This window comes from Phenylobacterium sp. (assembly GCF_030693405.1).
In the GTDB taxonomy this organism is placed as follows: Bacteria; Pseudomonadota; Alphaproteobacteria; order Caulobacterales; family Caulobacteraceae; genus Phenylobacterium.
In genome coordinates this window covers 18,135-40,841 of sequence record NZ_JAUYAW010000025.1, presented here as the reverse complement: position 1 = coordinate 40,841, position 22,707 = coordinate 18,135, and the positions used below count along the sequence as shown (strand labels likewise).

21 protein-coding genes are annotated in these 22,707 nt (G+C 69.0%); 6 read left to right on the top strand and 15 right to left on the bottom strand.

Annotated elements, in window-relative coordinates:
• Nucleotides 1–3 precede the first annotated feature (3 nt).
• The gene (locus Q8N19_RS05030) at nucleotides 4–471 is read right to left on the bottom strand and encodes a GFA family protein (protein WP_305285338.1); all 468 of its coding nucleotides are present in this window, start codon (nucleotides 469–471) and stop codon (nucleotides 4–6) included.
• A gap of 172 nt (nucleotides 472–643) precedes the next feature.
• Here Q8N19_RS05030 and Q8N19_RS05025 point away from each other — a divergent pair, with 172 nt between their 5' ends.
• Nucleotides 644–3,127: a TonB-dependent receptor gene (locus Q8N19_RS05025; protein WP_305285339.1), complete on the top strand. Its 2,484-nt coding sequence runs from the start codon at nucleotides 644–646 to the stop codon at nucleotides 3,125–3,127.
• Between the two features lie 42 nt (nucleotides 3,128–3,169).
• On the opposite strand, the gene Q8N19_RS05020 is transcribed toward Q8N19_RS05025, so the two are convergent.
• On the bottom strand, nucleotides 3,170–4,186 hold the full coding sequence (locus Q8N19_RS05020) for an NAD(P)-dependent alcohol dehydrogenase (protein ID WP_305285340.1): 1,017 nt from the start codon (nucleotides 4,184–4,186) through the stop codon (nucleotides 3,170–3,172).
• A gap of 79 nt (nucleotides 4,187–4,265) precedes the next feature.
• Here Q8N19_RS05020 and Q8N19_RS05015 point away from each other — a divergent pair, with 79 nt between their 5' ends.
• A complete protein-coding gene (locus Q8N19_RS05015; RefSeq protein ID WP_305285341.1) occupies nucleotides 4,266–4,880 on the top strand; it encodes a hypothetical protein in 615 nt (204 codons plus the stop codon).
• Here the strand turns inward: Q8N19_RS05015 and Q8N19_RS05010 are convergent.
• Both Q8N19_RS05010 and Q8N19_RS05005 read right to left on the bottom strand, forming a co-directional pair.
• A complete protein-coding gene (locus tag Q8N19_RS05010) occupies nucleotides 4,861–6,024 on the bottom strand; it encodes an MFS transporter (protein WP_305285343.1) in 1,164 nt (387 codons plus the stop codon). The two genes, Q8N19_RS05015 and Q8N19_RS05010, sit on opposite strands and share 20 nt — an antisense overlap.
• 48 nt (nucleotides 6,025–6,072) lie before the next feature.
• Complete coding sequence (locus Q8N19_RS05005) at nucleotides 6,073–7,104, bottom strand: DUF1176 domain-containing protein (RefSeq protein ID WP_305285345.1); 1,032 nt, start codon at nucleotides 7,102–7,104, stop codon at nucleotides 6,073–6,075.
• Between the two features lie 127 nt (nucleotides 7,105–7,231).
• Here Q8N19_RS05005 and Q8N19_RS05000 point away from each other — a divergent pair, with 127 nt between their 5' ends.
• Complete coding sequence (locus tag Q8N19_RS05000; RefSeq protein ID WP_305285346.1) at nucleotides 7,232–7,606, top strand: DUF423 domain-containing protein; 375 nt, start codon at nucleotides 7,232–7,234, stop codon at nucleotides 7,604–7,606.
• Here the strand turns inward: Q8N19_RS05000 and Q8N19_RS04995 are convergent.
• Entirely contained in the window at nucleotides 7,603–8,805 is a 1,203-nt protein-coding gene (locus tag Q8N19_RS04995) for a multidrug effflux MFS transporter (RefSeq protein ID WP_305285347.1), read from the bottom strand. The two genes, Q8N19_RS05000 and Q8N19_RS04995, sit on opposite strands and share 4 nt — an antisense overlap.
• 101 nt (nucleotides 8,806–8,906) lie before the next feature.
• Here Q8N19_RS04995 and Q8N19_RS04990 point away from each other — a divergent pair, with 101 nt between their 5' ends.
• Both Q8N19_RS04990 and pip read left to right on the top strand, forming a co-directional pair.
• Nucleotides 8,907–9,902, top strand: coding sequence for an alpha/beta fold hydrolase (locus Q8N19_RS04990; RefSeq protein WP_305285348.1), 996 nt, complete (start codon nucleotides 8,907–8,909; stop codon nucleotides 9,900–9,902).
• An 8-nt stretch (nucleotides 9,903–9,910) separates the two neighbouring features.
• On the top strand, nucleotides 9,911–10,903 hold the full coding sequence (pip, locus tag Q8N19_RS04985) for a prolyl aminopeptidase (RefSeq protein ID WP_305285349.1): 993 nt from the start codon (nucleotides 9,911–9,913) through the stop codon (nucleotides 10,901–10,903).
• A 19-nt stretch (nucleotides 10,904–10,922) separates the two neighbouring features.
• Here the strand turns inward: pip and rodA are convergent, their stop codons facing one another.
• The 9 genes from rodA to Q8N19_RS04940 all read right to left on the bottom strand — a co-directional run bounded on the left by rodA (nucleotide 10,923) and on the right by Q8N19_RS04940 (nucleotide 21,037).
• Nucleotides 10,923–12,077, bottom strand: coding sequence for a rod shape-determining protein RodA (rodA, locus tag Q8N19_RS04980; protein ID WP_305285351.1), 1,155 nt, complete (start codon nucleotides 12,075–12,077; stop codon nucleotides 10,923–10,925).
• Complete coding sequence (gene mrdA / locus Q8N19_RS04975; protein ID WP_305588524.1) at nucleotides 12,074–14,053, bottom strand: penicillin-binding protein 2; 1,980 nt, start codon at nucleotides 14,051–14,053, stop codon at nucleotides 12,074–12,076. Before mrdA ends, rodA begins: the two co-directional genes overlap by 4 nt.
• Nucleotides 14,054–14,065: 12 nt before the next feature.
• Nucleotides 14,066–14,527, bottom strand: coding sequence for a hypothetical protein (locus Q8N19_RS04970; RefSeq protein ID WP_370868359.1), 462 nt, complete (start codon nucleotides 14,525–14,527; stop codon nucleotides 14,066–14,068).
• Nucleotides 14,528–14,574: 47 nt separating this feature from the next.
• The gene (gene mreC, locus Q8N19_RS04965; RefSeq protein ID WP_305285355.1) at nucleotides 14,575–15,687 is read right to left on the bottom strand and encodes a rod shape-determining protein MreC; all 1,113 of its coding nucleotides are present in this window, start codon (nucleotides 15,685–15,687) and stop codon (nucleotides 14,575–14,577) included.
• A 64-nt stretch (nucleotides 15,688–15,751) separates the two neighbouring features.
• A complete protein-coding gene (locus tag Q8N19_RS04960) occupies nucleotides 15,752–16,795 on the bottom strand; it encodes a rod shape-determining protein (protein WP_293319783.1) in 1,044 nt (347 codons plus the stop codon).
• A gap of 301 nt (nucleotides 16,796–17,096) precedes the next feature.
• On the bottom strand, nucleotides 17,097–17,978 hold the full coding sequence (locus tag Q8N19_RS04955) for a DMT family transporter (protein ID WP_305588523.1): 882 nt from the start codon (nucleotides 17,976–17,978) through the stop codon (nucleotides 17,097–17,099).
• 37 nt (nucleotides 17,979–18,015) lie between these two features.
• Nucleotides 18,016–19,590 (bottom strand): 2-isopropylmalate synthase, encoded by a 1,575-nt coding sequence (locus tag Q8N19_RS04950; protein ID WP_305588522.1) that lies wholly within the window; start codon nucleotides 19,588–19,590, stop codon nucleotides 18,016–18,018.
• A 253-nt stretch (nucleotides 19,591–19,843) separates the two neighbouring features.
• A complete protein-coding gene (locus Q8N19_RS04945) occupies nucleotides 19,844–20,572 on the bottom strand; it encodes a TVP38/TMEM64 family protein (protein ID WP_305588521.1) in 729 nt (242 codons plus the stop codon).
• A 63-nt stretch (nucleotides 20,573–20,635) separates the two neighbouring features.
• The gene (locus tag Q8N19_RS04940) at nucleotides 20,636–21,037 is read right to left on the bottom strand and encodes a hypothetical protein (RefSeq protein ID WP_305588520.1); all 402 of its coding nucleotides are present in this window, start codon (nucleotides 21,035–21,037) and stop codon (nucleotides 20,636–20,638) included.
• A gap of 138 nt (nucleotides 21,038–21,175) precedes the next feature.
• On the opposite strand from Q8N19_RS04940, the gene Q8N19_RS04935 reads away from it, so the two are divergent.
• Nucleotides 21,176–22,378 (top strand): pyridoxal phosphate-dependent aminotransferase, encoded by a 1,203-nt coding sequence (locus tag Q8N19_RS04935; protein ID WP_305588519.1) that lies wholly within the window; start codon nucleotides 21,176–21,178, stop codon nucleotides 22,376–22,378.
• Between the two features lie 45 nt (nucleotides 22,379–22,423).
• Here Q8N19_RS04935 and Q8N19_RS04930 read toward each other — a convergent pair whose 3' ends face one another.
• Entirely contained in the window at nucleotides 22,424–22,660 is a 237-nt protein-coding gene (locus Q8N19_RS04930) for a DUF2171 domain-containing protein (protein WP_305588518.1), read from the bottom strand.
• Nucleotides 22,661–22,707: the final 47 nt, after the last annotated feature.

The following is a 22,707-nucleotide window of genomic DNA, read 5'->3' as shown; positions in this document are numbered from 1 at the left end:
CCTTTAGCCCCTGACCTCCCACGCCTCCGTGTCGTGGTCGGGGTGCTGGTAGGACACGATGCCCGCCAGGTAGACCGCCGCCTTAGGCTCCTCCACAGGGTGGACCGGCAGGCTCGCAAGGTCGTCGAGCTCAGCGACCTGCGCCGGCGAGGCCAGTTGCTCGGTCAACCGCGCCTCGGCGGGTCGGTCCAGGGCGCCGATGGCCAGGCTGACATGCCCCTCTCCATATTCGAAGGTCAGCGGCGTGCCGCAATCGCTACAGAATCCGCGGCGGACCTTGTTGGAGCTCTGGAAGCGCTTGGGCTCGCCACGGGTCCAGACCAGGGCCTCGAACGGCGCCCCCACATAGGGCCCGAACAACCCGCCCGTCGCCTTCTGGCACATGCGGCAATGGCAGATGGAGCCCTCGCCGAGCTCACCCTCTACGCGGAACCGCACGGCCCCGCACTGGCATCCGCCGGTCATGGTCATCGGGACGCCTCTCTACCCCAAGGGCTTCAGACCCGATGGTGGCATAACAGCCCCGGACGTCAACGCCACCGCCTCGCTTGCGCCGTGATCGCGACGGATATGGCGGGGTCGTGCGTGACAGCTTCATGGGCGGTCTCCCCGCCGCCCGGGTCAGCATCAGGAATTAAGTGCTTTGCGTCTGCCTCCCCGTCGTCGTCCCCCCGCCCGCCTGCGCGCCAGCCTGCTGGCCGGCGCAGCCTTCGCCAGCCTGTCCGCCGCCGCCATGGCTCAGGAGGTGGGCGACTATGATGATGTGGAGGTGCAGGAGCTCGTGGTCAGCGGCGCGCGGCCGGCAGGCTCAGTGATCGGCGACATCACCCCCGAGCTCACCCTCTCGCCCCAGGAAATCCGCGCCTATGGGGCGGCCAGCGTCAGCGAACTGCTGGAGGCGCTCTCTCCCCAGATCGGCAGCGGCCAGGGCGGCGGGCGTCCCGTCATTCTGATCAATGGCGGCCGCATCTCGGGCTTTTCCGAGATCCGCGACCTGCCCACCGAGGCCATCGCCCGGGTGGAGATCCTGCCCGAGGAGCTCTCCCTGAAGTACGGCTATCCCGCCGAGCAGAAGGTGGTGAACATGGTCCTGCGGCCCCGGTTCCGCGCCACCCTGGTGGAGGGCACGGTCAGGACGCCGACCCAGGCCGGCGGCGGCGAGACCCTCGGCGCGCACGGCGCGCGGCTCGACATCCTGCAGGGCCGTCGCCTGACGGTGGACGGCAAGGCCAACTGGACCAGCTCCATCGAGGAGAGCGACCGCGACATCACCGGCGGCGAAGGCGCCTTCCGCTCGCTGCAGCCCCAGTCCAGCGACGTCGCCCTGAACGCTGTCTATGCCCGGCCGCTGGACAACGGCGTCTCGTTCTCGGTGAACGGCCTGTTGGAGACCAGCGAGAGCGAATCCCGCCAGGGCCTGTCGCCCTTTGGACCCGAAGCCCAGCTGAGAAACACTGAGCGCCAGACCGCCCGCCTGGCGGCCTCGGCCAATGGCGCCCTGGCCGGCTGGCAGTGGTCGACCACCGCCGAGATCGAGCGCGGCGAGGTGGAGACCGATACCGACCGGGCCTCGGGCGGGCGGGCCTTCCAGGACACCGCCCGCACGGTGACCACCTCCGGCGCGGCCGATCTGGTGCTGAATCGCGCCTTCGGGGAGCTGCCGGCCGGCCAGATCAGCACCGCCCTGACGGCCAGGGCCTCGGCCACCGAACTGGAGAGCGAGGCCACGCGACTCGGCGCCTTTCAGGCCAGCGATCTGTCGCGGACCGTGGGCGAGCTGCGCGGCAATTTCGACATCCCGCTGACCCGGGCCGGCGAAGGCCTGGGCGAGCATATCGGCCGCCTGTCGGCGAATCTGAACCTGGGCGTCGAGCAGGTCTCCGACTTCGGCGCCCTGGAGACCTGGGGCTATGGCCTGAACTGGCGGCCGACCCCGGAGCTGCGCCTGCTCGGATCCTTCAGCCGCAGCGGCGAGGCGCCGACCATGAACCAGCTGGGGGACCCCGTGACGGTCACCACCGGGGTTCGCGTCTTCGACCTGACCCGCGGCGAGACCACCGAGGTCGCCCGCACCACCGGCGGCCTGGCCACCCTGGACGCCGGCCAGAAGGACGTCTTCAAGCTTGGCGCCACCTACCAGCCTTTTGACGAGATCAATCTGCGGCTGCAGGCCAACTACGTCTCGAGCCGCACCCACGACGCCATCGTCGCCTTTCCCTCGGCCTCGACCCAGGTTGAGGCGGCCTTCCCCGACCGTTTCACCCGCGACACGTCGGGCGCCCTGACCGCCATCGATGCGCGGCCGGTCAACTTTGCCCTGCAGGCCCGGGACGAGGTGCGATGGGGCCTGACCTATTCGCGCCAGATCGGCTCAGAGCCCACCGCCGATGAACGGGCCGAGATGCGGCGTCGCTTCGAGGCCGCCCGCCCGGCCGCCGCAGCGGGAACCGAGGCTCAGACCCCCGCCCGGGGCGGCGCGCAGGCAACCGCCGAACGCCCGCCGTCCGGCGAGGGTCCGCCTGATGGCCCCCCGCCCGGCGATGGCGCGGGCCCTTCGGGTCCCCCCGGCGGCGGCATGGCCATGGGTGGTCGAGGCCCAGGCGGCCCTGGCGGCGGCTTTGGCGGCTTCGGCGGCGGCGGGCCCCGCAGCGGGGTCTTCCAGGTCGGTTTCTATCACACGCTCGCCCTGCGCGATGAGGTGCAGATCGGCGCCGGCATGCCCAAGCTCGACCTGCTGGATGGCGCAGCCCTGGGGTCGGGCGGCGGCTCGCCGCGCCATCAGCTGGAGCTGCAGACCAACTATTCCAAGGCAGGTGTCGGGGTGGCCATGAACGCCAACTGGCAGAGCGCCACCACGATCTCCGGCAGCACACCGGAAGGAGATCTGGAGTTCTCCGACCTGGCCACAGTCAGCCTACGTCTGTTCGCCGATCCCGGCCGCCAGCGCTGGGCGCGAGACTATCCCTGGCTGCGCGGCGCCCGGGCGACCCTGTCGATCGACAACCTCTTCGACGCCCGCCAGGAGGTGCGCACCGGCGACGGCGCGATCCCGATCACCTACCAGCCGGACCTGCTCGATCCTGTGGGCCGGACGGTTCGGCTGACCGTGCGCAAGCTGATCTTCTGAAGATAAGAGCGGCCGGCCTCAGCCGCCGGCCGCTCCCGCGCCCTAGAACTCCAGGACGATCTTGCCGAAGTGTTCGCCGCCGGCCATGGCCGCAAAGGCCGCCTTGGCCTCGGTCCAGGGGAAGACCTTGTCCACCACAGGGGCGATGCGATGGAGCTCGATCGCCTTGCACATGGATTCGAACATGTCGCGGGAGCCGACGAAGACCCCCTGCATCTTCGCCGCATTGCCGATCAGGACCGCCGGATTGATGCCGGCGCCGCCCTGGGCGACCACGCCGATGATGGCGATATGGCCGCCGATGCGGATGGCCTTTAGGCTCTGGTCGATGGTGCCCTGGCCGCCCACCTCCATGATGAAGTCCGCCCCCACCCCGCCGGTCGCCTCGCGCACGGGCTTGGCCCATTCCGGGGTCTGGCGGTAGTTGACCAGGTGATCGGCGCCCAGGTCCTTGGCCCGGGCGAGCTTCTCGTCGGAGGACGAGGTGATCAGGGCCCGCAGGCCCGCGGCCTTGGCGAACTGCAGGCCGAAGATCGACACCCCGCCGGTGCCCTGCAGGACCACCGTGTCGCCCAGCTGCAGGTCTGCGTCCTCGAACAGGGCCCGCCAGGCGGTCAGCGCCGCGCACGGCAGGGTCGCCACCTGTTGGTCGGTCAGGAAGTCCGGAACCTTGGACACACCTTCCTGGCTGAACACCGCCAGTTCACGCCCCGCGCCTGGGATCGGCGAGCCCAGCGCCGTCATCGCCTTTTCCAGGGTCGGCGGCCCAGACAGCCAGCCCTGGAAGAACAGGGTGGCCACCCGATCGCCGACCTTCACCCGGGTCACGCCCTCGCCCACGGCCTCGATCACCCCGCAGCCGTCCGAGAACGGGGTCACTGAGCCGCCGGTGGCCGAGCCGCGGCTGTACATGCCGTTGATCATCAGCCAGTCGCGATAGTTCAGGGAGACCGCCTTCATCCGCACCAGCACCTCGCCAGGGCCGGGCTTGGGCTCGGGCGCCTCGACGATCGTCAGGTGGTCCAGGCCCCACGGTTCAGCCGCTTGCAGTGCGCGCATGGTCTTCATCTCCACTGTTTTCGCCAGTTTCGTCGGGCGCCCCTGGGGCATTCAAGGCCGCGTGGGCTATATTGGCTCCATGTCCCCTCGCCTCCTCCTCGCCGGTTTCGGCAGTTTTCCGGCCGCGCCGCTCAATCCGTCGGCCGCCGTCATCGCCACCCTGGCCCGTGAGGGCTGGGCGCCGCCCGGCTCAGAGATCGACTACCTTACCCTGCCCGTTCAGTGGCAAGGCGCAGCCGAGACGATCCTGCGCGAGGTTCAGGCGCGCCCGGTTGGCGGCATTCTGGTGGTCGGCGTGGCGGTGGAGGCGCAGACCTTCCGCGTCGAGACCCTGGGTCGCAACTGCGCCAGTCCCGACCGCCCCGATCAGGCCGGCCGGGTCTGGGGCTCGGCCTGCGTGGCCGAGGCGGGTGAGGACGTGATCGCGTCCACTGCGCCCTGCCAGGCCATGGCTTCGGCCCTGGAGACCGAGGGCCTGCCGGTCACCCTGTCGGAGGATGCTGGCGACTATCTCTGCAACTTCACCCTCTACCGCCTGCTGCACACCAAAGCGGCCCCAAAGGTAGGCTTTCTGCATGTGCCCCAGGCTCGGGAGTGTGCGGAGACGGCGACCTTCGACCTCGCCCAGATCCGCCAGGCGGTGAGCGCCACAGCCGCCGCCTTCTGCGCCGAGCTCACCCGTCCAGCCGCCTGACTCCGTAGAGCCGCAGGGCGCCGGCCAGGCCCAGCGCCGACATGGCGGCCATGGCGAAATAGCCATAGGCGCCGACCGCGTCATAGAGGCCGCCGGAGACGATGGTGGCCAGGCCGATCAGCAGGCCGCCGGAAAAGGCCGAGTTCATGGTCTGGGCCGATGAGGCGTTGGCCGGGGTCGACAGCCGCTCCACCAGCTGCAGCGAGGCCATGAAGGTGGCGGCGAAGCTGAGCGCATGCAGGGCCTGGATGGGAAACAGCAGCCAGAGCGGCGGCGACAGGGCCAGCGTCCCCCAGCGCACCACCGCGGCCGCCCCGCCGATCACCAGCAGCCGCCGGGGCCCGATGGCGCGCCGCCAGGGCTCCATGAACCACAGGAAGCCGATCTCCACGGCGACCCCGAAGCCCCAGAGGACGCCGGTCAGGCTTTCGGGGATCCCCTGCGCCTTCCAGACCAGGGCCGAGAAGCCGTAATAGAAGGCGTGGGCCGATTGGATCAGTCCCACCGAGACCACCGCCAGCATGAAGCCGCCGTCGCGCACCAGGGAGCCGAGACCGGCCAGGCTTTCCGACAGGGCCGCGCGGCCGCCCTCCTCGCGCACCGGATCTGGGGGCAACAGGAAGCGGGTGCCCACCGCCGTCAGCAGGGCGGCCACGACGATCCAGATCAGCACCAGGTCGGCGGGTCCCTGAACCAGCATCACCCCCATGACCACATTGGCCAGGATGAAGGCGGCCGAGCCGATGCCCCGGGGCCAGCCATAGTTGAAGCCGTCCCGCCGGGCCCGGGCCAGCACGATGACGTCGGTCAGCGGCGAGACCGTCGAGATGGCCGAGGCGGCCACGAACCAGACGGCGAACCACCACCAGAAGCCGAACGGCGCGGCCAGCAGGATGTAGGCCACAGTGGCCAGCGCCCCCATGAGCATCAGCGGCGTGCGGCGCAGGGCAAAGCTGTCGGCCCAGACCCCGATGGCCGGCGCGGTGATCACACGCGCCATCATCGGCGCTGAGAGGATCAGGCCGATCTCGGCGCCGCTCAGGCCATGGCGGGCGAACCAGATGGGAATGTAGGGCGCGCTGGCGCCGGTGCCCACGAAGATGGCCGAATAGAACAGGCCCAGACGCAAGGGCAGCGAGGGCATGGGTCAAGCCTGTGGGGCGGTTGGCGCCCCTCAGGCTCTAATCTGAGTCTAGCGTGACCGGTAGCTGACCGGCCAATCGTCGCTCATCACCCCCTGGCACTCCGGCATCAGCACCTGATGGGCCACGGCGAAAGCTTCGCCGGTCCAGATCCACTCGGTGATCGCACCGCAGTCGCCCAGCCCGCGGCCCTTGTCGAAGTTCATCAGGGTCTGGGTCTTGGGGTCGAAGCTGATGTTCATCAGTTCGGACGTCGTCTCGTCGCTGGGATAGGAGAGCTCGAGGGGGCGGACATCGCCGCCGCGCTCATCGGTGAGAAACAGGCGGTAGATGACGTTGTAGGCCCCGCGGGAGCAGACCACCCCCCAGAATAGCCGCCCCTGGCCAAGCCTGGCCACCTCCGGCGCAAAACCCAGGTCAGCGATGTCGTCGTCGCAGTCGCGCAGCTGCGCCTGCATGGCCGGCGACGGGGTCGTGGGCAGCCGGGCCTGGCTGACGGCGGGCGCGGCCTTGATCGCGGGCGGCTGGGACGGCGCTGGAACGGCCGAAGCGGGCCGCGCCCCCCGGGCCACCAGGGCGGTGACCGTGCCGGCCCGCTTCTGGCGATCATCCATGAACCGCATGGCCGCGCTCGATCCTGCCAGGGAGATGGTGGCGGCGGGGTTCTGGCCCTCCATCAGGGTCAGGGTGCGACCATTGACGAGCACCGCCAGCAGGGCGCGGGTCTGGGCGGGCGTCAGTTCGGTCACGCGACGCTCGGGATCCTCCGCCATCGGCGTGGCGGGCACAGCGGCCAGGCCGCTCGGCGAGGCGCCGTCCACCGCCAGGCGCAGGGTGGCCGCCGCAGTTCCCGCGGTGATCACGCTGATGGTCGGCTCGGCGCCCGGTCCCGTCTCGCGGCGTAGCTTCAGCAGGGCGGAACTGCCCATCTCCCCCAGTTCGCCAAAACCCATGGCGGTGCAGACCTGGACATTGTCGCAGACCACGGCCCAGTGGCCGAAGCTGCCGCTGTCGGCGGTCGCGCCGCCGCCGAGGCTCAGGGTGAACGCCGCTGCGGCCAGTCCCAACTTCCGCAAGTCCATGACCTGTCTCCTTGCGCCCAGCGCGATTTCCTCAACCTATGGCGCAGGGCTGAGTCAGCCTTGCACCGTCCTTGGCGCGGCCGTCGCCGGCGCGCCTCAAGGCGCCCACATAACGCAGGAGGACGCCATGGGTGTCGACCGATTCTGGCTGGGGCTGGCGGCCCTCGGGGGCTTTCTGTCGGTGGCCCTCGGCGCCTTCGGAGCCCACGCGATTGCTGATCCTCAGGCCAAGGCCTGGATGGACACCGGCGCCACTTATCTGATGGTCCACAGCCTGGCGGTGTTCGCCGCCGCTATTGTTGCAGGTCAAGGCGGGTGGCTGGCCCGGATCGCGCCGCCCTTCTTCCTCGGCGGCGGGATCATCTTCTGCGGAACCCTGACCGCCATGGCGCTCGGCGCGCCGCGCATCCTCGGCGCCGTCACCCCGATCGGCGGACTGATGTTCCTGGTCGGCTGGCTCGTCCTGGCCGTGGCCGCCTTCCGCCTGAAGCCCGCAGCCTAGCTGCGCCCCGGCAGGGCCAGGGTCCGCAGGGCCAGCGCCGATCCCGCCAGGGCCAGGGCCATGGCGATCCCCATGGGACCGGGGGTGCCGTCATAGGCCAAACCCGTCAGGCTGGCGGCCACCGCGCCCACCCCGAAGGAGGCCCCGCCCATCAGGGCGGAGACTGAGCCCGAGCGGCTGGCATCGACGCTGAGCGCCCCGGCCATGGTGTTGCCCTGGATGAAGCCATAGGTCGCCAGGATCAGGAACAGCAGGGGCAGCACGGTCCAGCGCTCGCCAATCCCGGTCACCGCCGCCAGGGCCAGCAGCGCCCCGAAGCCCACGGCAATCAGGCTTGCCCGCGCCAGGACCTGATCGGGCCCGACATACTTCAACAGGTAGCGGTTGGCCTGGCTGGCCCCGATGACGCCGGCGGCGTTCAGCCCGAACACCCAGCCGAAATTGGCCGGCGAGATCCCATAGACCTCGATCAGCAGGACCGGCGAGGCGGCGATATAGGTGAACAGGGTCGCCCCATTGAGCGCGCCGGCCAGGGCGTAGCCCACCAGGCGGCGCTGGCGCAGGAGGGCTGCGAAGGCGGCGAACGGGTTCTCCGCCCGGGCCTGGACGGCGGTGGCCTCCGAGCGGCTCTCTTCCAGCCGCAACAGCGCAAAGGCGCCGACGATCAGGCCAAAGGCCAGCAGCACCCAGAAGATGGCCCGCCAGCCGGCGACCTGCAGGATCACGCCTCCCACCAGCGGCGCGACAATGGGGGCGATCCCCATGATCAGCATCAGCAGGGACAACATCCGGGCCGTCTCGGTGTGATCGAACCGGTCGCGGACAATGGCCCGGGCCACCACCCCGCCAGCGCATCCGCCGAGCGCCTGGACGAAGCGGGCGGCGATCAGCATGTCGGGGCTCGTCGCCAGAGCGCAGGCTATGGTGGCCAGGGCGTAGACGGCGATGCCGGCCAGGATCGGACCCCGGCGGCCAAAGCGGTCCGAGGCGGGGCCATAGATGAACTGGCCGATGGCCATGCCGGCGAAGAAGGCGGCCACCGTGGCCTGGGTCTGGGCGGCGCTGGCTCCCAGGCTCTGGCCGATCTGCGGCAGACTCGGCAGATACATGTCGATGGACATTGGCGCGAACGCCGTGAGCGCGCCGAGCAGGATCACAAGACCCCAGGGGGTGGGCGCGGCGGCGGCGGCTTTGGTCATGCCCCTATCTAACCCTCCGGCCCCACAGGGGAAGGGCGCAAGGCTTGCCTCCCCGCCCATATCCCCCCAAATGCCGGGATCAGACCTGTCCGGAGCCCCCCATGGCGATCGCCCTGCCCCCTGCCCTCGCCGCCGCCATGCCCCCGGTTCAGACCGCCCAGGTGAACGGCATCGAGATGGCCTATTACGAGGCCGGCCCCAAGGATGGTCCGGCCATCGTGCTCTGCCACGGCTTCCCGGAGACCGCCTTTTCCTGGCGCCATCAAATCCCGGTCCTGGCGGAGGCGGGCTACCACGTCATCGCGCCAGACCAGCGCGGCTATGGCCTGAGCTCGGGTCCGGAGGCCGTGGCCGATTACGACATGGAGCACCTGACCGCCGACCTGGTCGCCCTGCTCGATCACCTGGGCCTTGAGAAGGCGGTGTTCGTCGGGCACGACTGGGGCGGCTTCGTCGTCTGGCAGATGCCGTTGATGCATCGCGAGCGCTGCGCCGGGATCATCGGCCTCAACACCCCCTACCAGCCCCGCTACCGGGCCGAGCCCATCGAACTGTTCCGCCAGGTCTATGGCCCGGACATGTACATCGTCTGGTTCCAGACCCCGGGCGAGGCCGACCAGACGCTAGGCGCCGACGTCAACAAGACCATGCGCTTCTTCCTGCGCAAGCCTGCGGCCCTGCGCCAGTCCAGCGAGACCAAGAAGGGCGGCTCCAGCTTCGCGTTCGCCGCGGGCCTGGCGGCCTATGACCCGGCCGCTGATCAGAGCCAGTTCCTCAGCGACGAGGAGATGGCGGTCTATGTGGCCCTGTTCGAGCACAGCGGCTTCACCGGCCCGATCAACTGGTACCGCAACTTCACCCGCAACTGGGAGCGGGGCGCCGACCTGCCCACCCGGATCGATGGCCTGCCCTGTCTGATGATCATGGCCGAGAAGGATGCGGTCCTGCCGCCCGCCATGGCCGACAAGATGGGCGACTACATTTCCGACCTCGAGAAGGTGCTGGTGACCGACTCCGGGCACTGGACGCAGCAGGAGCAGCCAGAGGCGGTGAACCGCTACATCCTCGACTGGATGCGCAGGCGTTTCCCGGCGTAAATACAGACATGGATCGCCCCTCCCCTTTCACCGCCGTCTCATCGCCCGCCCAACGTCGTGGGCTGTTCCCCGAGAACGAGCCCTTCGCCCATGGCTGGCTCGCCACCGAGAGCGAGCACGAGGTCTATTATGAGGAGTGCGGGAACCCCGACGGTAAGCCCTGCCTGATCCTGCACGGCGGCCCGGGCGGCGCGATCAACCCGACCATGCGGCGCTTCTTCGATCCCTCGAAGTGGCGGATGGCGCTGTTCGACCAGCGGGGCTGCGGCCGCTCTCACCCCAACGCCCGGCTGGAGCACAACACCACCTGGACCCTGATCGCCGATATCGAGCGGCTGCGGGTCAAGCTGGGCGTCGAGAAGTGGACCGTGTTCGGCGGCTCCTGGGGGTCGACCCTGGCGCTCGCATACGCCATCACCCATCCCGACCGGGTCGAGGGCCTGGTCCTGCGCGGGGTCTTCCTGCTCACCGAGAAAGAGCTGCGCTGGTTCTATCAGGACGGCGCCTCCATGCTGTTCCCCGACGCCTGGGCCCACTTCCTGGCGCCGATTCCGGAGGAGGAGCGCCACGATCTGATGGGCGCCTATCACCGGCGCCTGACCCATGCCGACCGCCGGGTGCAGGCCGAGGCGGCGACGGCCTGGAGCCAATGGGAAGGCGACACCATCTCCATCCGCGGGCCCGAGGCGCGGCCCTCCAAGTTCAACGAGGTGGACTTCGCCATCGCCTTTGCGCGGATCGAATGCCACTACTTCGTCAATCGCGGTTTCTTCCCGGAAGACGGCTGGATCCTGAAGAACATCGACAAGATCCGCGGCATTCCCGGCTGGATCGTCCAGGGTCGGTTCGATGTCGTCACGCCGATGGACGCCGCCTGGCGTCTGAGCCAGGCCTGGCCAGAAGCTAAGCTGGACGTGGTCTGGGATGCCGGCCACGCCTCCACGGAGCCCGGCGTCGTGGACGCCCTGGTGCGCGCCACCGACCAGGCCCTGGCGGGTTAGCGCCAGCCGGCTAGCGCCTTTAGACGAACGCGCCCTTGCCGCTGGTGACCTCGGTATAGCGGTGCACCCGCACCGACTGGACGAGCCCCCAGCCGATCATCACGGTCAGCATCACCGTGCCGCCATAGGAGAGCAGCGGCATGGGCACCCCCACCACCGGCGCCAGACCCATGACCATGGCCCCGTTGATCAGCACATAGAGGGTGAAGGTCGCCGTCACCCCAGCGGCCGCCAGCCGTCCGAAGTGGCTGTGGGCCAGGGAGGCGGTGCGCAGGGCCATGAAGATGACCGCCGCGAACAGGGCCAGCACCAGGGCGCACCCCAGGAAGCCGAACTCCTCGGCCAGGGTGGCGAAGATGAAGTCGGTGTGCTTCTCGGGCAGGAAGTTGAGCTGGCTCTGCGAGCCCAGCCCATAGCCCTTGCCGAAGAAGCCGCCGGAGCCCAGCGCGATCTTCGACTGCAGGATGTGATAGCCGGAGCCGGACGGGTCGCTCTCCGGATCGAGGAAGGTCAGCACCCGCGCCCGCTGATACTCGTGCAGCACGAACATCACCATGATGGGTACGGCCGCGACGAAGGAGATCACGGCTGCGCCGATGATCTTCCAGGACAGCCCCGCCAGGACCACCACCGCGGCCCCGGTCAGCGCGATCAGCATGGCGGTCCCCAGGTCCGGCTGATGGGCGACCAGCAGGACGGGGGCGGCGATCATCAGCGCCGGGATAATCAGCCACCAGGACAGGCGCGCGTCCTCAGCCGAGATACCGTGATAGAACCGCGCCAGGGCGAGCACGATGCCGACCTTCATCACTTCTGACGGCTGGAAGCTCATGAAGCCGAGATCCAGCCACCGGGTCGCGCCCATGCGCGTGTCGCCCACGAACTCCACCGCCAGCAGCAGCAGCAGCCCCAGCCCGTAGATCGGATAGGCGAGCGCGAACCAGACCCGCACGTCGAACAGGGCCAGCGCGATCATCAGGACGAAGCAGAAGCCGAAGCGGAACAGATGCGGCCCCGCCCACGGCTCCCAGGAGCTGCCGGCCACCGAGAACATCATCAACGCCCCCGTCCCGGCCAGCAGGCAGAGCGCAATGGCGAAGGTCCAGTCGATCTGGGTGAACTTGACCACCAGGCGGTCGCGTTCGCCCGGACGGCTCAGCGCGCTCATGGTCATGTGGGTTCACCTGGATCAAGGGGCGGCGGCGCGGCCACCGCGCCTTCCGGCGCCTCCCCCACGGGAGGCAGGTCGGTGACATCAGGCAGCGGCATGGGCTGGACGATACGGGCCCGGATCTCCGGGTCTTTCAGCAGGGCCACCCGCATGACCTCCCGGGCCCGCGGCGCGGCGGCCGTGGCGCCGCCCAGCCCGCCGTGCTGGATGATCACCGAAATCGCGTAGCGCGGCTGGTCGATGGGCGCGAAGGCGACATAGAGGTTGTGGTCCTTCAGCCCCCAGCGGACGCTGCGGCTGTCACGGTTGGCCACCCCGTCATAGCTGCGGACCTGGGCAGTGCCGGTCTTGCCGGCCATCAGCACGTCGCCGAGGCCCAGTTGGCTCTGCCGAAAGGCCGTGCCGCTGCGGTCGTTGGCCACGGCGATCATGCCGGCGCGCACATAGTCCAGATGCTCCTGCGAGAACGGCAGGTTCGGCACCTCGTCCCCAGGCGGCATCTCGACACCGCCCACCGACTTGACCAGTCGTGGGTTGAGCTGTTTGCGGCCATTGGCCAGTCGGGCGGTCATCACCGCCAGCTGCAGGCCGTTGGCGGTGATGTAGCCCTGGCCGATCCCGTAGCTGACCGAATCGCCGGGATGCCAGGTGGGGTCGCGCTTGACCTGGGTGCGCTTCCACTCGGTAGAGCCCACCACGCCGGTGCGCTGACCGGGTATGCCGATGTCGAAGGCCTGGCCGAAGCCCAGGGCCTTGGCCGCCCGAGCGATGTGGTCGGGGCCCATTCTGAGGGCCACCTGGTAGAAGTAGACGTCGCACGAGTTCTTGATGGCGTCGTGCATGTTCTGGGCGCCGTGCCCGCCATGGCGCCAGCAGCGCCAGGTCCGCCCCCCGAACCGCCACCCGCCCGAGCAGTGAATCCGCTCCTCAGGATTGATGCCGGCCGCCAAGGCCGCCAGCGCCGTGGTCATCTTGAAGGTCGAGCCAGGCGGGTAGGTGCCGCTCATGGCCTTGTCGAGCAGGGGCCGGCGCTCATAGTCCGCCAGGGCCCGGTACTCGGCGGTGGAAAGGCCGCGCACGAAGCGGTTGGCGTCGAAGCTGGGCGCCGACACCATGCACAGCAGGTCGCCCGACCGGCAGTCCATGACGACGATGGCGCCGCTCTCGTCGCCCATCACCTCCAGAGCCCGGTTCTGAATGTCCACATCCAGGGTCAGCTCGACCGTCTTGCCTGGGGCTGCGGGGATGTCCCCGTCGGTGTCGTTGCGGATCTCGCGGCCGCGGGCGTCCACCTCGACCTTCCTGGCGCCGGTGCGACCGCGCAGGTCCAGATCAAAGGCCTTCTCCACCCCCTGACGACCGATCCGGAAGCCCGGATGCAGCAGGATGGCCTCCGAATTCGGGCCGGTCTCGGTGAGGTCCTCGCGGTTCACCTTGGCTACATAGCCGATGACGTGGGCGAAGGCGCCGCCGTGCGGATAGACCCGCACCTCGCCCATATCCGCGGTGACATTCGGCATTTCCGGCGCGCGGACATTGATCGCCGAGAACTGCTCCCAGGTCATGTCCTCCATGACCGACACCGGGGTGCGGTTGGGGGTGCGCTCGAACTCGCGCATCAGGCGCTCCTGGCGGGCCTCGTCCAGGGGCACGAAGTGGGCCAGGGTCTTGAGCGTCTCGCCAGGCTCGTGCTCCCCGTCCTTGACCACCAGGAGGCGGAAGTTGGGGCGGTTGGTGGCCAGGACCGCGCCGTTGCGGTCGACGATCAGCCCCCGCGGCGGCGGCACCAGACGAAAGTTGAACTGGTTGGAGGCCGAGAGCTTCTGATAGCGCTGGGCTTCCAGGAGTTGCAGGTGGGCCAGACGTCCGCCCAGGGCCAGCAGCCCGGCCCCGGCGAACCCGCCCAGCAGGAAGCTGCGGCGGTGGAAGGCCCCCTGCCGTTCATTGACCTCGGAGAAAAAGATGGACGGCTCGCTCAACGCCGTCGCCCCCTATCGGAACCGCACGTCGGCGTCATCGAACCTGTCGATCAGCCGGTGCGCAAATGGATACAGCAGGATTGTGGCGAGGAATTGCCAGAGCATGGCCAACAGGTTCGGGGTCGCCCGGACATCGAGCTGGGTGACCAGGAAGCCCACGGTCTGGGCCACGGCGCAAGCCGCCGCGAACCAGATCCACATCATGGGCCGGCTCTGTCCCACCATCATGTTCCGCGCGCCCAGCACCGCGCCATAGGCCACCAGCAGGGAGAGCGCCCAAAGTCCGAGCGGGCCGCCCCAGAAGATATCCAGGAACAGGCCCATGGTCAGCACCCCGAAGGGCGCGGCGATGGAGGGCCGGATCATAGCCCAGGCGAAGGCCGGCGCCATGCAGAAGACGGGCTCGGGCAGACCCCAGCCGAACACCCGGATTGGCAGGCTGAAGAGGATGGTGGCGGCCATGCACTGGAGCATCGGCGCGCCGAGCCAGCGCCAGGGGTCAAGCCTCGTCGCCGTCAGGCTCAAAAGACCGGCTCCTCGACCGGCGGCGGCGCGGCGGCTTCAGGGGATGGCGCAGGCTGGTTCGGCGCCGGCGCAGGCGCCGCCTTGGCGGCCGGCGCCTTGGGCGCGGGGGTCCTGGGGGCTGGGGCCTGGGCCGCAGGCGGGCGGGCGGCTGGCGCAGACGTTGCCGGCGCAGGGGTCGGCGGCGGCGGCGAGGTCACGCCCACGGCCGGCAGGACGCCATCGGCGGGGGGCTCGCTGCGGGCGTTCAGTTCGTCCTGGTCGACCAGCTGGGCGAAGTCCTCGAACAGCAGGATGCGCACGAAGTCGATGGCGCCGGCCTCAGAGCTCAACACCACCCGCCAGGCGCCGTCGACGCCCTTGACGGCGACGCCCACCGGCAGGCCCCGGGGCATCAGCCCCCCGTCGCCGGAGGTGACAATGCGATCGCCTTCCTTCACCGGGTCATGGCCGCGGAGATATTCGAGCTTGGGGTTGGGGCCGCCGTCTCCGGCCAGGATGGCCCGGGCGTTGGTGCGGTCAACCATCACCGGCGTGCGCGAGGCGATATCGGTGAGCAGCAGGACGCGGCTGGCGCCCCGGGTCACACCCACCACCCGACCCACAAGGCCATATTCGCTCATCACCGGGTTGCCCACCCGCACCTGCCGCTCGCGCCCGGCGTTGGCCAGGCGGGTGTTGGCGAAGGGTCCCCGGGAGTCGCTGACCACCCGGGCCGACACCATGGGGATCGGCGGATCGGTCTGCAGGCCCAGCAGGTCGCGGTAGCGCTCGTTCAGGTCCCGCAAGCCCAGGACCTCCTGGCGCAGCTGGGCGGCCTCTTCCAGCTCGGCGCGCAGGCGGCGGTTCTCGGACACCGCGAAAAAATACTGGCTGATCCCGTCCGAGAGGGCGCCGAACCAGTGGACGGGCGCCGACACCACCCCCGACACAGGCGCGGCTACGGCGTCGCTGACCTCGCGGGTCACGCCATAGGCCTCATTGCGCAGGGTCTCGCGGCGGTCGCCGAGCAGCAGGGTCACCGCCACGACGACGGCCACGACCAGGGCGACGCCGGCCGTCCAGACCAGCGGCACCCGGATTTCACCCAGAGGATTGTCCCGGAAGGACACCTAAGATCGTCTCCCCGCCAGAGGCAATTGGGCTGTGGCCGTACCGTCTTCGATCAAGCAAGTCCTAGGCCAGGGTAGATTCCAGAACGCCCTTCATCCACTTGGGATGTTCCAGGACCTTGCCGCAGCCCAGAGCCACGCAGGACAGGGGATCGTCGGCCACCGTCACTGGCAGGCCGGTATGGTCGCGGATCTCGGCGTCCAGGCCGCGCAGCAGGGCGCCGCCGCCGGTCAGCATGATGCCCTTGTCGGCGATGTCGGAAGCCAGTTCCGGCGGGGTGGCTTCCAGCGCCATCTTCACCGCATCGACGATCTGACCAACGGGTTCCGACAGGGCGTCGGACGCCTGCTTCTCGCTGATGCGGACCTCGCGGGGCACGCCCTGCATCAGGTCGCGGCCCTTGACCTCGATGGACAGGCCTTCGCCGTCAGCCGGCGCCCGGGCGGTGCCGATCTCCTTCTTGATCCGCTCAGCCGTGGTCTCACCGATCAGCAGATTATGGTTGCGGCGCATATATGAGATGATCGCCTCGTCCATCTTGTCGCCGCCGACGCGGACCGAGCGCGAATAGACGATGCCCGACAGGGACAGCACCGCCACCTCGGTGGTGCCGCCGCCGATATCGACCACCATCGAGCCGGTGGGCTCATGAATAGGCAGACCCGCCCCGATGGCCGCGGCCATGGGCTCGTCGATCAGGCCCACGCGACGGCCGCCGGCGTTCAGGCAGGAGTCGTTGATCGCCCGGCGCTCGACGGCGGTGGCGCCTGACGGCACGCAGACGATGACCTTGGGGTTCACAAAGCCCTTCCGGTTGTGAACCTTGCGGATGAAGTACTTGATCATCTCCTCGGCGACTTCGAAGTCGGCGATGACCCCGTCGCGCATGGGACGGATGGCCTCCATGTGGCCCGGCGTCCGGCCCAGCATCTGCTTGGCCTCGATGCCCACGGCGTGGACGACCTTTCGGCCGCCGATATTTCGCAGCGCCACCACGGAGGGCTCGTTCAGAACGATGCCCTTGCCCTTCATGTAGATGAGCGTGTTGGCGGTGCCGAGATCGATGGCGATGTCGTTCGAGATAGCGCCGAAGAGGGACGAGATCATGCAGTGCCCTGATGACTGGGGGGCTTTAATGGGCGACTCGGGCGAAATCCGGATCCGTCGCGCGCCGGGGGGCGAACGGGCGGAACAGGCTGTCGCGAGAAGGACTTGTGGTTCGTGTGCCCCGCCCCTTTGTTGATTTCAAGGCTTATTCACCTAACGCCCCGAGACCAGCGTTCTGCGGCCATGCCAGGCCCCTTCGATTCAACCCTCGGGGGATTTGAGCGCGCGTTCATGACGCGGCGGGTTGAGCCGCCCGGCGAGGTGATTCTCCGGGCGCAGGCGCCCGCCGACGGAGCTGCCCCTAGCCCAGAGCCGTCAGAATCACGCCGAGGGCGGTGGCCGATCCCGCCAGAACCTGGCGCAGGCTGAGGGTCTCCTGAAACAGTCGCCGGCCGGCGGCCGCGGCGATCGGCGCTTCAATGACGCCCACGGCGCGGACCATGCCGGCCGGCGCCAGGGCCAGCGCCGAGAACCAGCAAGCCGAGGCCGCCGCCCCGAAGAAGCCGGCGCCCAGGGAGGGCCGCCAGGCCCGCGCCACCGCCCGCAGGGCCTGGGGACGGGCGATGGCCAGCCAGACCCCCAGGACGAGGGTCTGCAGGGTCTGGGCGACGCAGACGGCGGCCGTGGCCGCATAGATCGGATAGTCCGGCTCCAGGGCCAGACCCGCCTGGCGATAACCGTTCAGCGCCACCGCGAAGGCCGCGCCCGACGCCAGGCCAAGCGCGCTGCCGACCAGGGCCCCGCGCGACGCCGCCCGCCCGGGCCAGGACAGGGCCGCCAGGCCCGCCGTGGTCAGGGCCACGCCGCCCCAGGCCTGGAGACCCATCTGATCGCCGAACAGGACCAGCCCCATGAGGGCGGCCAGCGGCAGGGAGGCCTGTTGCATGAAGGTGGCAACCGCAAAGCCGGCCCGCTTCATGGCCCCCAGCAGGGCGGCGGTGGCCAGCACCTGGCCCAAAGCCCCAGCGCTGACCGTAACCCAGAACCTGGGCGTCGCGGTGGGGTCGGCCGCAGGCGTCAGGCCGGCGACCACAGCGAAAATGGCCAGGGCGAACGGCAGGCCGAACAGGAAGCGAACGAGGGTCGCGCCCCACGGCCCAGCCTCGGCCATCAGGCCGCGCTGCAGGGCGTTGCGCGCCACCTGCAGGGGCGCGGCCGCGATCGTCAGGGCGATCCAGAGCATGGGAAATCAGGGGCGCCGGCGAGGGCCGGCCCGCCCCCTAGAACCCGCTAGCGATCGCGTCGGGGGCGGTCTTTTCCTTGCGCGCAAAGAGGTTGTTCAGCGCATTCACATAGGCCTTGGCCGAGGCGGTCAGGGTGTCGGTGTCGGCGGCCTGGCCGGTGGCGATGCGGCCATCCTCCTCCAGACGGACCGAGACCTGGGCCTGAGCGTCGGTGCCCTCGGTCACCGCATGCACCTGGAACAGACGCAGGATGGCGGTGTGCGGCACCACCTGGTGAATGGCGTTGAACACCGCATCCACCGGGCCGTCGCCCGTGGCGGTGGCGGCGCGCTCGACGCCTTCGACGGTCACCGTCAGATGGGCTTCCTGCGGACCTTCGGTGCCGGCGATCACCCGCAGATGCTTGACCTGGATCCGGTCGGCGCCGGAGGCCAGGGCGTCGTCCACCAGGGCGACGATGTCGTCGTCGAAGACGTGCTTCTTCTTGTCGGCCAGGTCCTTGAAGCGCTGGAAGGCCTCGTTCAGGGCGTTCTGGCCCAGCTCATAGCCCAGGGCCTTCAGCTTCTCGCGGAAGGCGTGGCGGCCCGAATGCTTGCCCATCACCAGGTTGGAGCCGCCCTGCCCGACGCTTTCCGGCGTCATGATCTCGTAGGTGCCACGGTCCTTCAGCATCCCGTCCTGGTGGATGCCGCTCTCGTGGGCGAAGGCGTTCTTGCCGACGATCGCCTTGTTGAACTGCACCGGGAAGCCGGTGATGGCCGACACATAACGGCTGGCCCGGGTGATGTGCTGGGTCTCGGCGCCGGTGAAATAGGGCAGCCGGTCGCCGCGCACCTTCAGCGCCATGACCACTTCTTCCAGGGCCGCATTGCCGGCCCGCTCGCCGATGCCATTGACCGCCACCTCAACCTGACGCGCCCCGCCCTGCACGCCGGCCAGGCTGTTGGCCACGGCCAGGCCCAGGTCGTTGTGGCAGTGGGTGGACAGGATGATGTTCTCGACGCCGGGGACGTTCTCCACCAGGTCGCGGAAGATGGCCTCGTATTCCGAGGGATAGGAATAGCCCACCGTGTCGGGGATGTTCACCGTCTTGGCCCCGGCCTTGATGGCGGCCTCGACGCAGCGGCGCAGGAAGTCCTGCTCGGTGCGGGTGGCGTCCTGGGCCGACCATTCCACATCGTCGCACAGGTTGCGGGCATGGGTCACCGAGCGGGTGATGGCCTCCAGGATGTCCTCCTGGCTCATCTTCAGAATGTGGTCGCGATGCGAGGGGCTGGTGGACAGGAAGGTGTGGATCCGGCCGCGCTTGGCCGGACGGATCGCCTCGGCGCAGCGTTCGATGTCGATGGCCGCGGCCCGCGCCAGACCGCAGACCGTGCTCTCGGTGACGATTTCGGAGATCTGCCGTACCGCCTCGAAGTCGCCGTTCGAGGCGATGGGGAAGCCGGCCTCGATGACGTCGACCCGCATTTCCTCGAGGATCTTCGCCAGCTCCAGCTTCTCCTCCAGGGACATGGAGGCGCCGGGCGACTGCTCGCCGTCACGCATGGTGGTGTCGAAAATGATGACGCGGTCGCGTTCAGACGCGGCGGTGGAAGCTTGGGAAGTCATGTCAGGATCTCTTCGCGGGAGCTCATTCTAGGAAGGTCGGGCGGCGGGGTCATCCCCTGAGCGCCCGGCTCCGCGAGGTTTCGCGCAAGCCTACAGGGGCGCCCAGGGGCGGCTAAGCCCCAGCGGAAGGCCAAGAAGCAGGCTGTGGAAACCGTTGGTCATGGACGTTTTCTACTCAAGAACGCACTGCGCCGCAACGCTCTTGCGTCGATCCGGCCAAAATCGCCCTCTGACGGCAAGAAACGTGCGCCCCTCAAGCCGCCCGGTCGCCCTCGCCTGCGGCCGCCTCGCGGGACTTGAGCCATTTGCGGGCGAACCAGCCCATGAGAATCCAGCCCGCGGCGATGGCGACGAGGAGGGCGATGTGCCCTGACCCGCCGCCGCGCATGGCCTGGGCGATGGTGTTGCCGGCGAAGGCTGTGACACCGATCTTGGGAATAATGCCCAGGGCGGTTCCGGCCGCGAAGTGGGTCAGGCGCATGGGCGTGACGCCGGCGGCCATGTTGACCACGATGAAGGGGGCAGACGGCACCAGCCGCACGATCAGGCTGGCCCAGAAGCCGTTGCGCCCTACCAGCCGCATGAACTGGCGAACCCCTTCGCCGGCAAACGCGTCCAGGGTCCGCGCGCCCGCCAGCCGGCCGAGATAGAAGCCCACCAGCGACGAGACCATGGTGCCGATCCAGCTGTAGGCGAAGCCGGTCCAGGCCCCGAACGCCACAACGGCGGCGGCGATCAGCACGAACTGCGGCACCCCGACAAAGGCCAGGATGGCGAAGGCCGCCACCGCGCTCGGCAGGGCCCAGGGACTGTGGGCGGCCATGCCCAGCCAGTGCTCGACCGTGGCCTCGCCATCAAAGCCCAGCACCTGGGCGCCGAACAGGAAGACGAGCCCTACCCCGCCGAACAGCACGAAGGAGACCGCCACGCCCCGCCAGGCGCGCGCGTCCATATTGGTCAGAAAGCTGATCAGGCGGCGCATGGCGCACGCCTCGCCGATCCGCGGGCGCGGGTCAAGTTAGGGCCGGGCCTGCCTCCACTGCGATCAGGGACAGCGGCTGAGCGGCGGGGGATCGTCGAACGGGCCGCCGCGAACGCGCAGGGTCTGCCCATTGGCCCCGAGGCTGAGGTTGAGGCGATGGGACTGGGGCGGCCCTTCAGCGGTGCACGCGGCGGCGATCTCGTAGCCATCATCGAGCGCGGCGACCCCTTCGAACCGGCAGGAGACCTCGCCAGCCGTGCTCAGGCCGTCATGCCGGAAGGTCCAGGCGCCGTCCGAACAAAGAGCCTGTGTCGCGGCCCAGCGGCCGACATAGGCCGGCATGGCCGCGTCGGGCGCTTCGGCTGGCGGGGTCGCAGCCGGGGCCTCAGCAGGCGCGGCGGGCTCTTGCGCCCCGCAGGCCGAAAGGGCGGCGGCCAGGGCGAATGTCAGGACAGGTCGGATCACGGGAGGCCCCCTTCTGTGGCTCCGGTGCAAACGGGTCAGCTTAACTGGTGTTCCGCCGAGCGCCGGGTTTGCGGCGCGGGGGCCTTCAAGTTAAACCCCGCACTCCTTCCCCACCCGCTCCAAAGGGAGTCTGCGCCCATGTCGCTGCAATCGTCCACGCTCGCCCGCGTAAAGCCGTCCGCCACCATGGCGACCGACCAGAAGGCGCGTGAACTGAAAGCCCAGGGCCGCGACATCATTAGCCTCGGCGCCGGGGAGCCCGACTTCGATACGCCTCAGAATATCAAGGACGCGGCGATCAAGGCCATCCAGGACGGCAAGACCAAGTACACCACCGTCGACGGCGTGCCTGAGCTGAAGGAGGCCATTGTCGCCAAGTTCGCCCGGGAGAACGGCCTGACCTACAATACCAGCCAGGTGAACGTCTCGCCCGGCGGCAAGCCGGTGATCTTCAACGCCATGATGGCGACCTTGAACCCCGGCGACGAGGTGGTGATCCCGACCCCCTACTGGGTCAGCTATCCCGACATGGTGCTGCTGGCCGGCGGCACGCCGGTGTTTGCGCCGACCACGGCGGAGACCGGCTTCAAGCTGCGACCCGAGGATCTCGACAAGGCGATCACGGCCAAGACCCGCTGGGTCTTCCTGAACTCGCCGTCCAACCCCTCTGGCGCGGCCTATACGCGGGCCGAGCTGAAGGCCCTGGCCGATGTGCTGATGCGCCATCCCCAGGTGTGGATCCTCACCGACGACATGTACGAGCACCTGCTGTTCGACGACATGGAATTCACCACCATCGCCCAGGTGGAGCCCGCCCTCTATGAACGCACCCTGACCATGAACGGGGTCTCCAAGGCCTATGCGATGACGGGCTGGCGCATCGGCTACGCCGCCGGGCCAGAGCCGCTGATCAAGCTGATGGCCAAGGTGATGAGCCAGTCCACCTCCAACCCCTGCTCGATCTCGCAATGGGCGGCGGTGGAGGCCCTGAGCGGGCCGCAGGATTTCATCAAGCCCAACGCCAGGCTGTTCCAGGGCCGTCGGGATCTGGTGGTGTCGATGCTGAACCAGGCCACCGGCCTGAAGTGCCCGACGCCGGAGGGCGCCTTCTATGTCTATCCGTCCTGCGAGGGGCTGATCGGCAAGACCGCGCCCAGCGGCAATGTCATCGCCTCGGACAAGGACTTCGCCAACGAGCTTTTGGAGGCCGAAGGCGTGGCGGTGGTGTTCGGCGAGGCGTTTGGCCTGTCGCCCTTCTTCCGCATCTCTTACGCCACCAGCAATGCGGTGCTCGAAGACGCCTGCGGCCGCATCCAGCGCTTCTGCGCGTCGGTGAAATAGGACGTCAGCCCCTCCAGCGATGGAGGGGCCATCCTACGCCTTGCCTCAGGCCTTTTCGCGCCAGGACGACTTGGCGGCGTCCTTCGTCAGGTTGAGGCAGACCTTGTCGTCGGCCACCCGGTCCACCCAGGTCATCGGGATCATGTGGTGCTTCAGGCCGGCGCCCATGTCGAACTTGGCCAGCTCGATCTCGGTCTCAAGGACGAGGTCCACCCGACCGACGTGCCCGCCGTCCGAGCCGACGACTTCCATGTGTTCCTTGATTTCAGAGGCTTGGATCATCGGGGGTCTCCTTCTGAGGTCTGGAGACCAGGGAACGGCTCAACCCG

What these genes read in the sequence shown, in the direction of transcription:
- Q8N19_RS05030 (WP_305285338.1), bottom strand. Translation starts at nt 471, where the DNA reads ATGACCATGACCGGCGGATGCCAGTGCGGGGCCGTGCGGTTCCGCGTA.
- Q8N19_RS04930 (WP_305588518.1), bottom strand. Translation starts at nt 22,660, where the DNA reads ATGATCCAAGCCTCTGAAATCAAGGAACACATGGAAGTCGTCGGCTCG.
- pip (WP_305285349.1), top strand. Translation starts at nt 9,911, where the DNA reads ATGGATCGCCCCTCCCCTTTCACCGCCGTCTCATCGCCCGCCCAACGT.
- Q8N19_RS04990 (WP_305285348.1), top strand. Translation starts at nt 8,907, where the DNA reads ATGGCGATCGCCCTGCCCCCTGCCCTCGCCGCCGCCATGCCCCCGGTT.
- Q8N19_RS04935 (WP_305588519.1), top strand. Translation starts at nt 21,176, where the DNA reads ATGTCGCTGCAATCGTCCACGCTCGCCCGCGTAAAGCCGTCCGCCACC.
- Q8N19_RS04955 (WP_305588523.1), bottom strand. Translation starts at nt 17,978, where the DNA reads ATGCTCTGGATCGCCCTGACGATCGCGGCCGCGCCCCTGCAGGTGGCG.
- Q8N19_RS05005 (WP_305285345.1), bottom strand. Translation starts at nt 7,104, where the DNA reads ATGGACTTGCGGAAGTTGGGACTGGCCGCAGCGGCGTTCACCCTGAGC.
- Q8N19_RS04950 (WP_305588522.1), bottom strand. Translation starts at nt 19,590, where the DNA reads ATGACTTCCCAAGCTTCCACCGCCGCGTCTGAACGCGACCGCGTCATC.
- Q8N19_RS04945 (WP_305588521.1), bottom strand. Translation starts at nt 20,572, where the DNA reads ATGCGCCGCCTGATCAGCTTTCTGACCAATATGGACGCGCGCGCCTGG.
- Q8N19_RS04995 (WP_305285347.1), bottom strand. Translation starts at nt 8,805, where the DNA reads ATGACCAAAGCCGCCGCCGCCGCGCCCACCCCCTGGGGTCTTGTGATC.
- Q8N19_RS04970 (WP_370868359.1), bottom strand. Translation starts at nt 14,527, where the DNA reads ATGCTCCAGTGCATGGCCGCCACCATCCTCTTCAGCCTGCCAATCCGG.
- Q8N19_RS05020 (WP_305285340.1), bottom strand. Translation starts at nt 4,186, where the DNA reads ATGCGCGCACTGCAAGCGGCTGAACCGTGGGGCCTGGACCACCTGACG.
- rodA (WP_305285351.1), bottom strand. Translation starts at nt 12,077, where the DNA reads ATGACCATGAGCGCGCTGAGCCGTCCGGGCGAACGCGACCGCCTGGTG.
- Q8N19_RS04960 (WP_293319783.1), bottom strand. Translation starts at nt 16,795, where the DNA reads ATGATCTCGTCCCTCTTCGGCGCTATCTCGAACGACATCGCCATCGAT.
- Q8N19_RS05010 (WP_305285343.1), bottom strand. Translation starts at nt 6,024, where the DNA reads ATGCCCTCGCTGCCCTTGCGTCTGGGCCTGTTCTATTCGGCCATCTTC.
- Q8N19_RS05000 (WP_305285346.1), top strand. Translation starts at nt 7,232, where the DNA reads ATGGGTGTCGACCGATTCTGGCTGGGGCTGGCGGCCCTCGGGGGCTTT.
- Q8N19_RS05015 (WP_305285341.1), top strand. Translation starts at nt 4,266, where the DNA reads ATGTCCCCTCGCCTCCTCCTCGCCGGTTTCGGCAGTTTTCCGGCCGCG.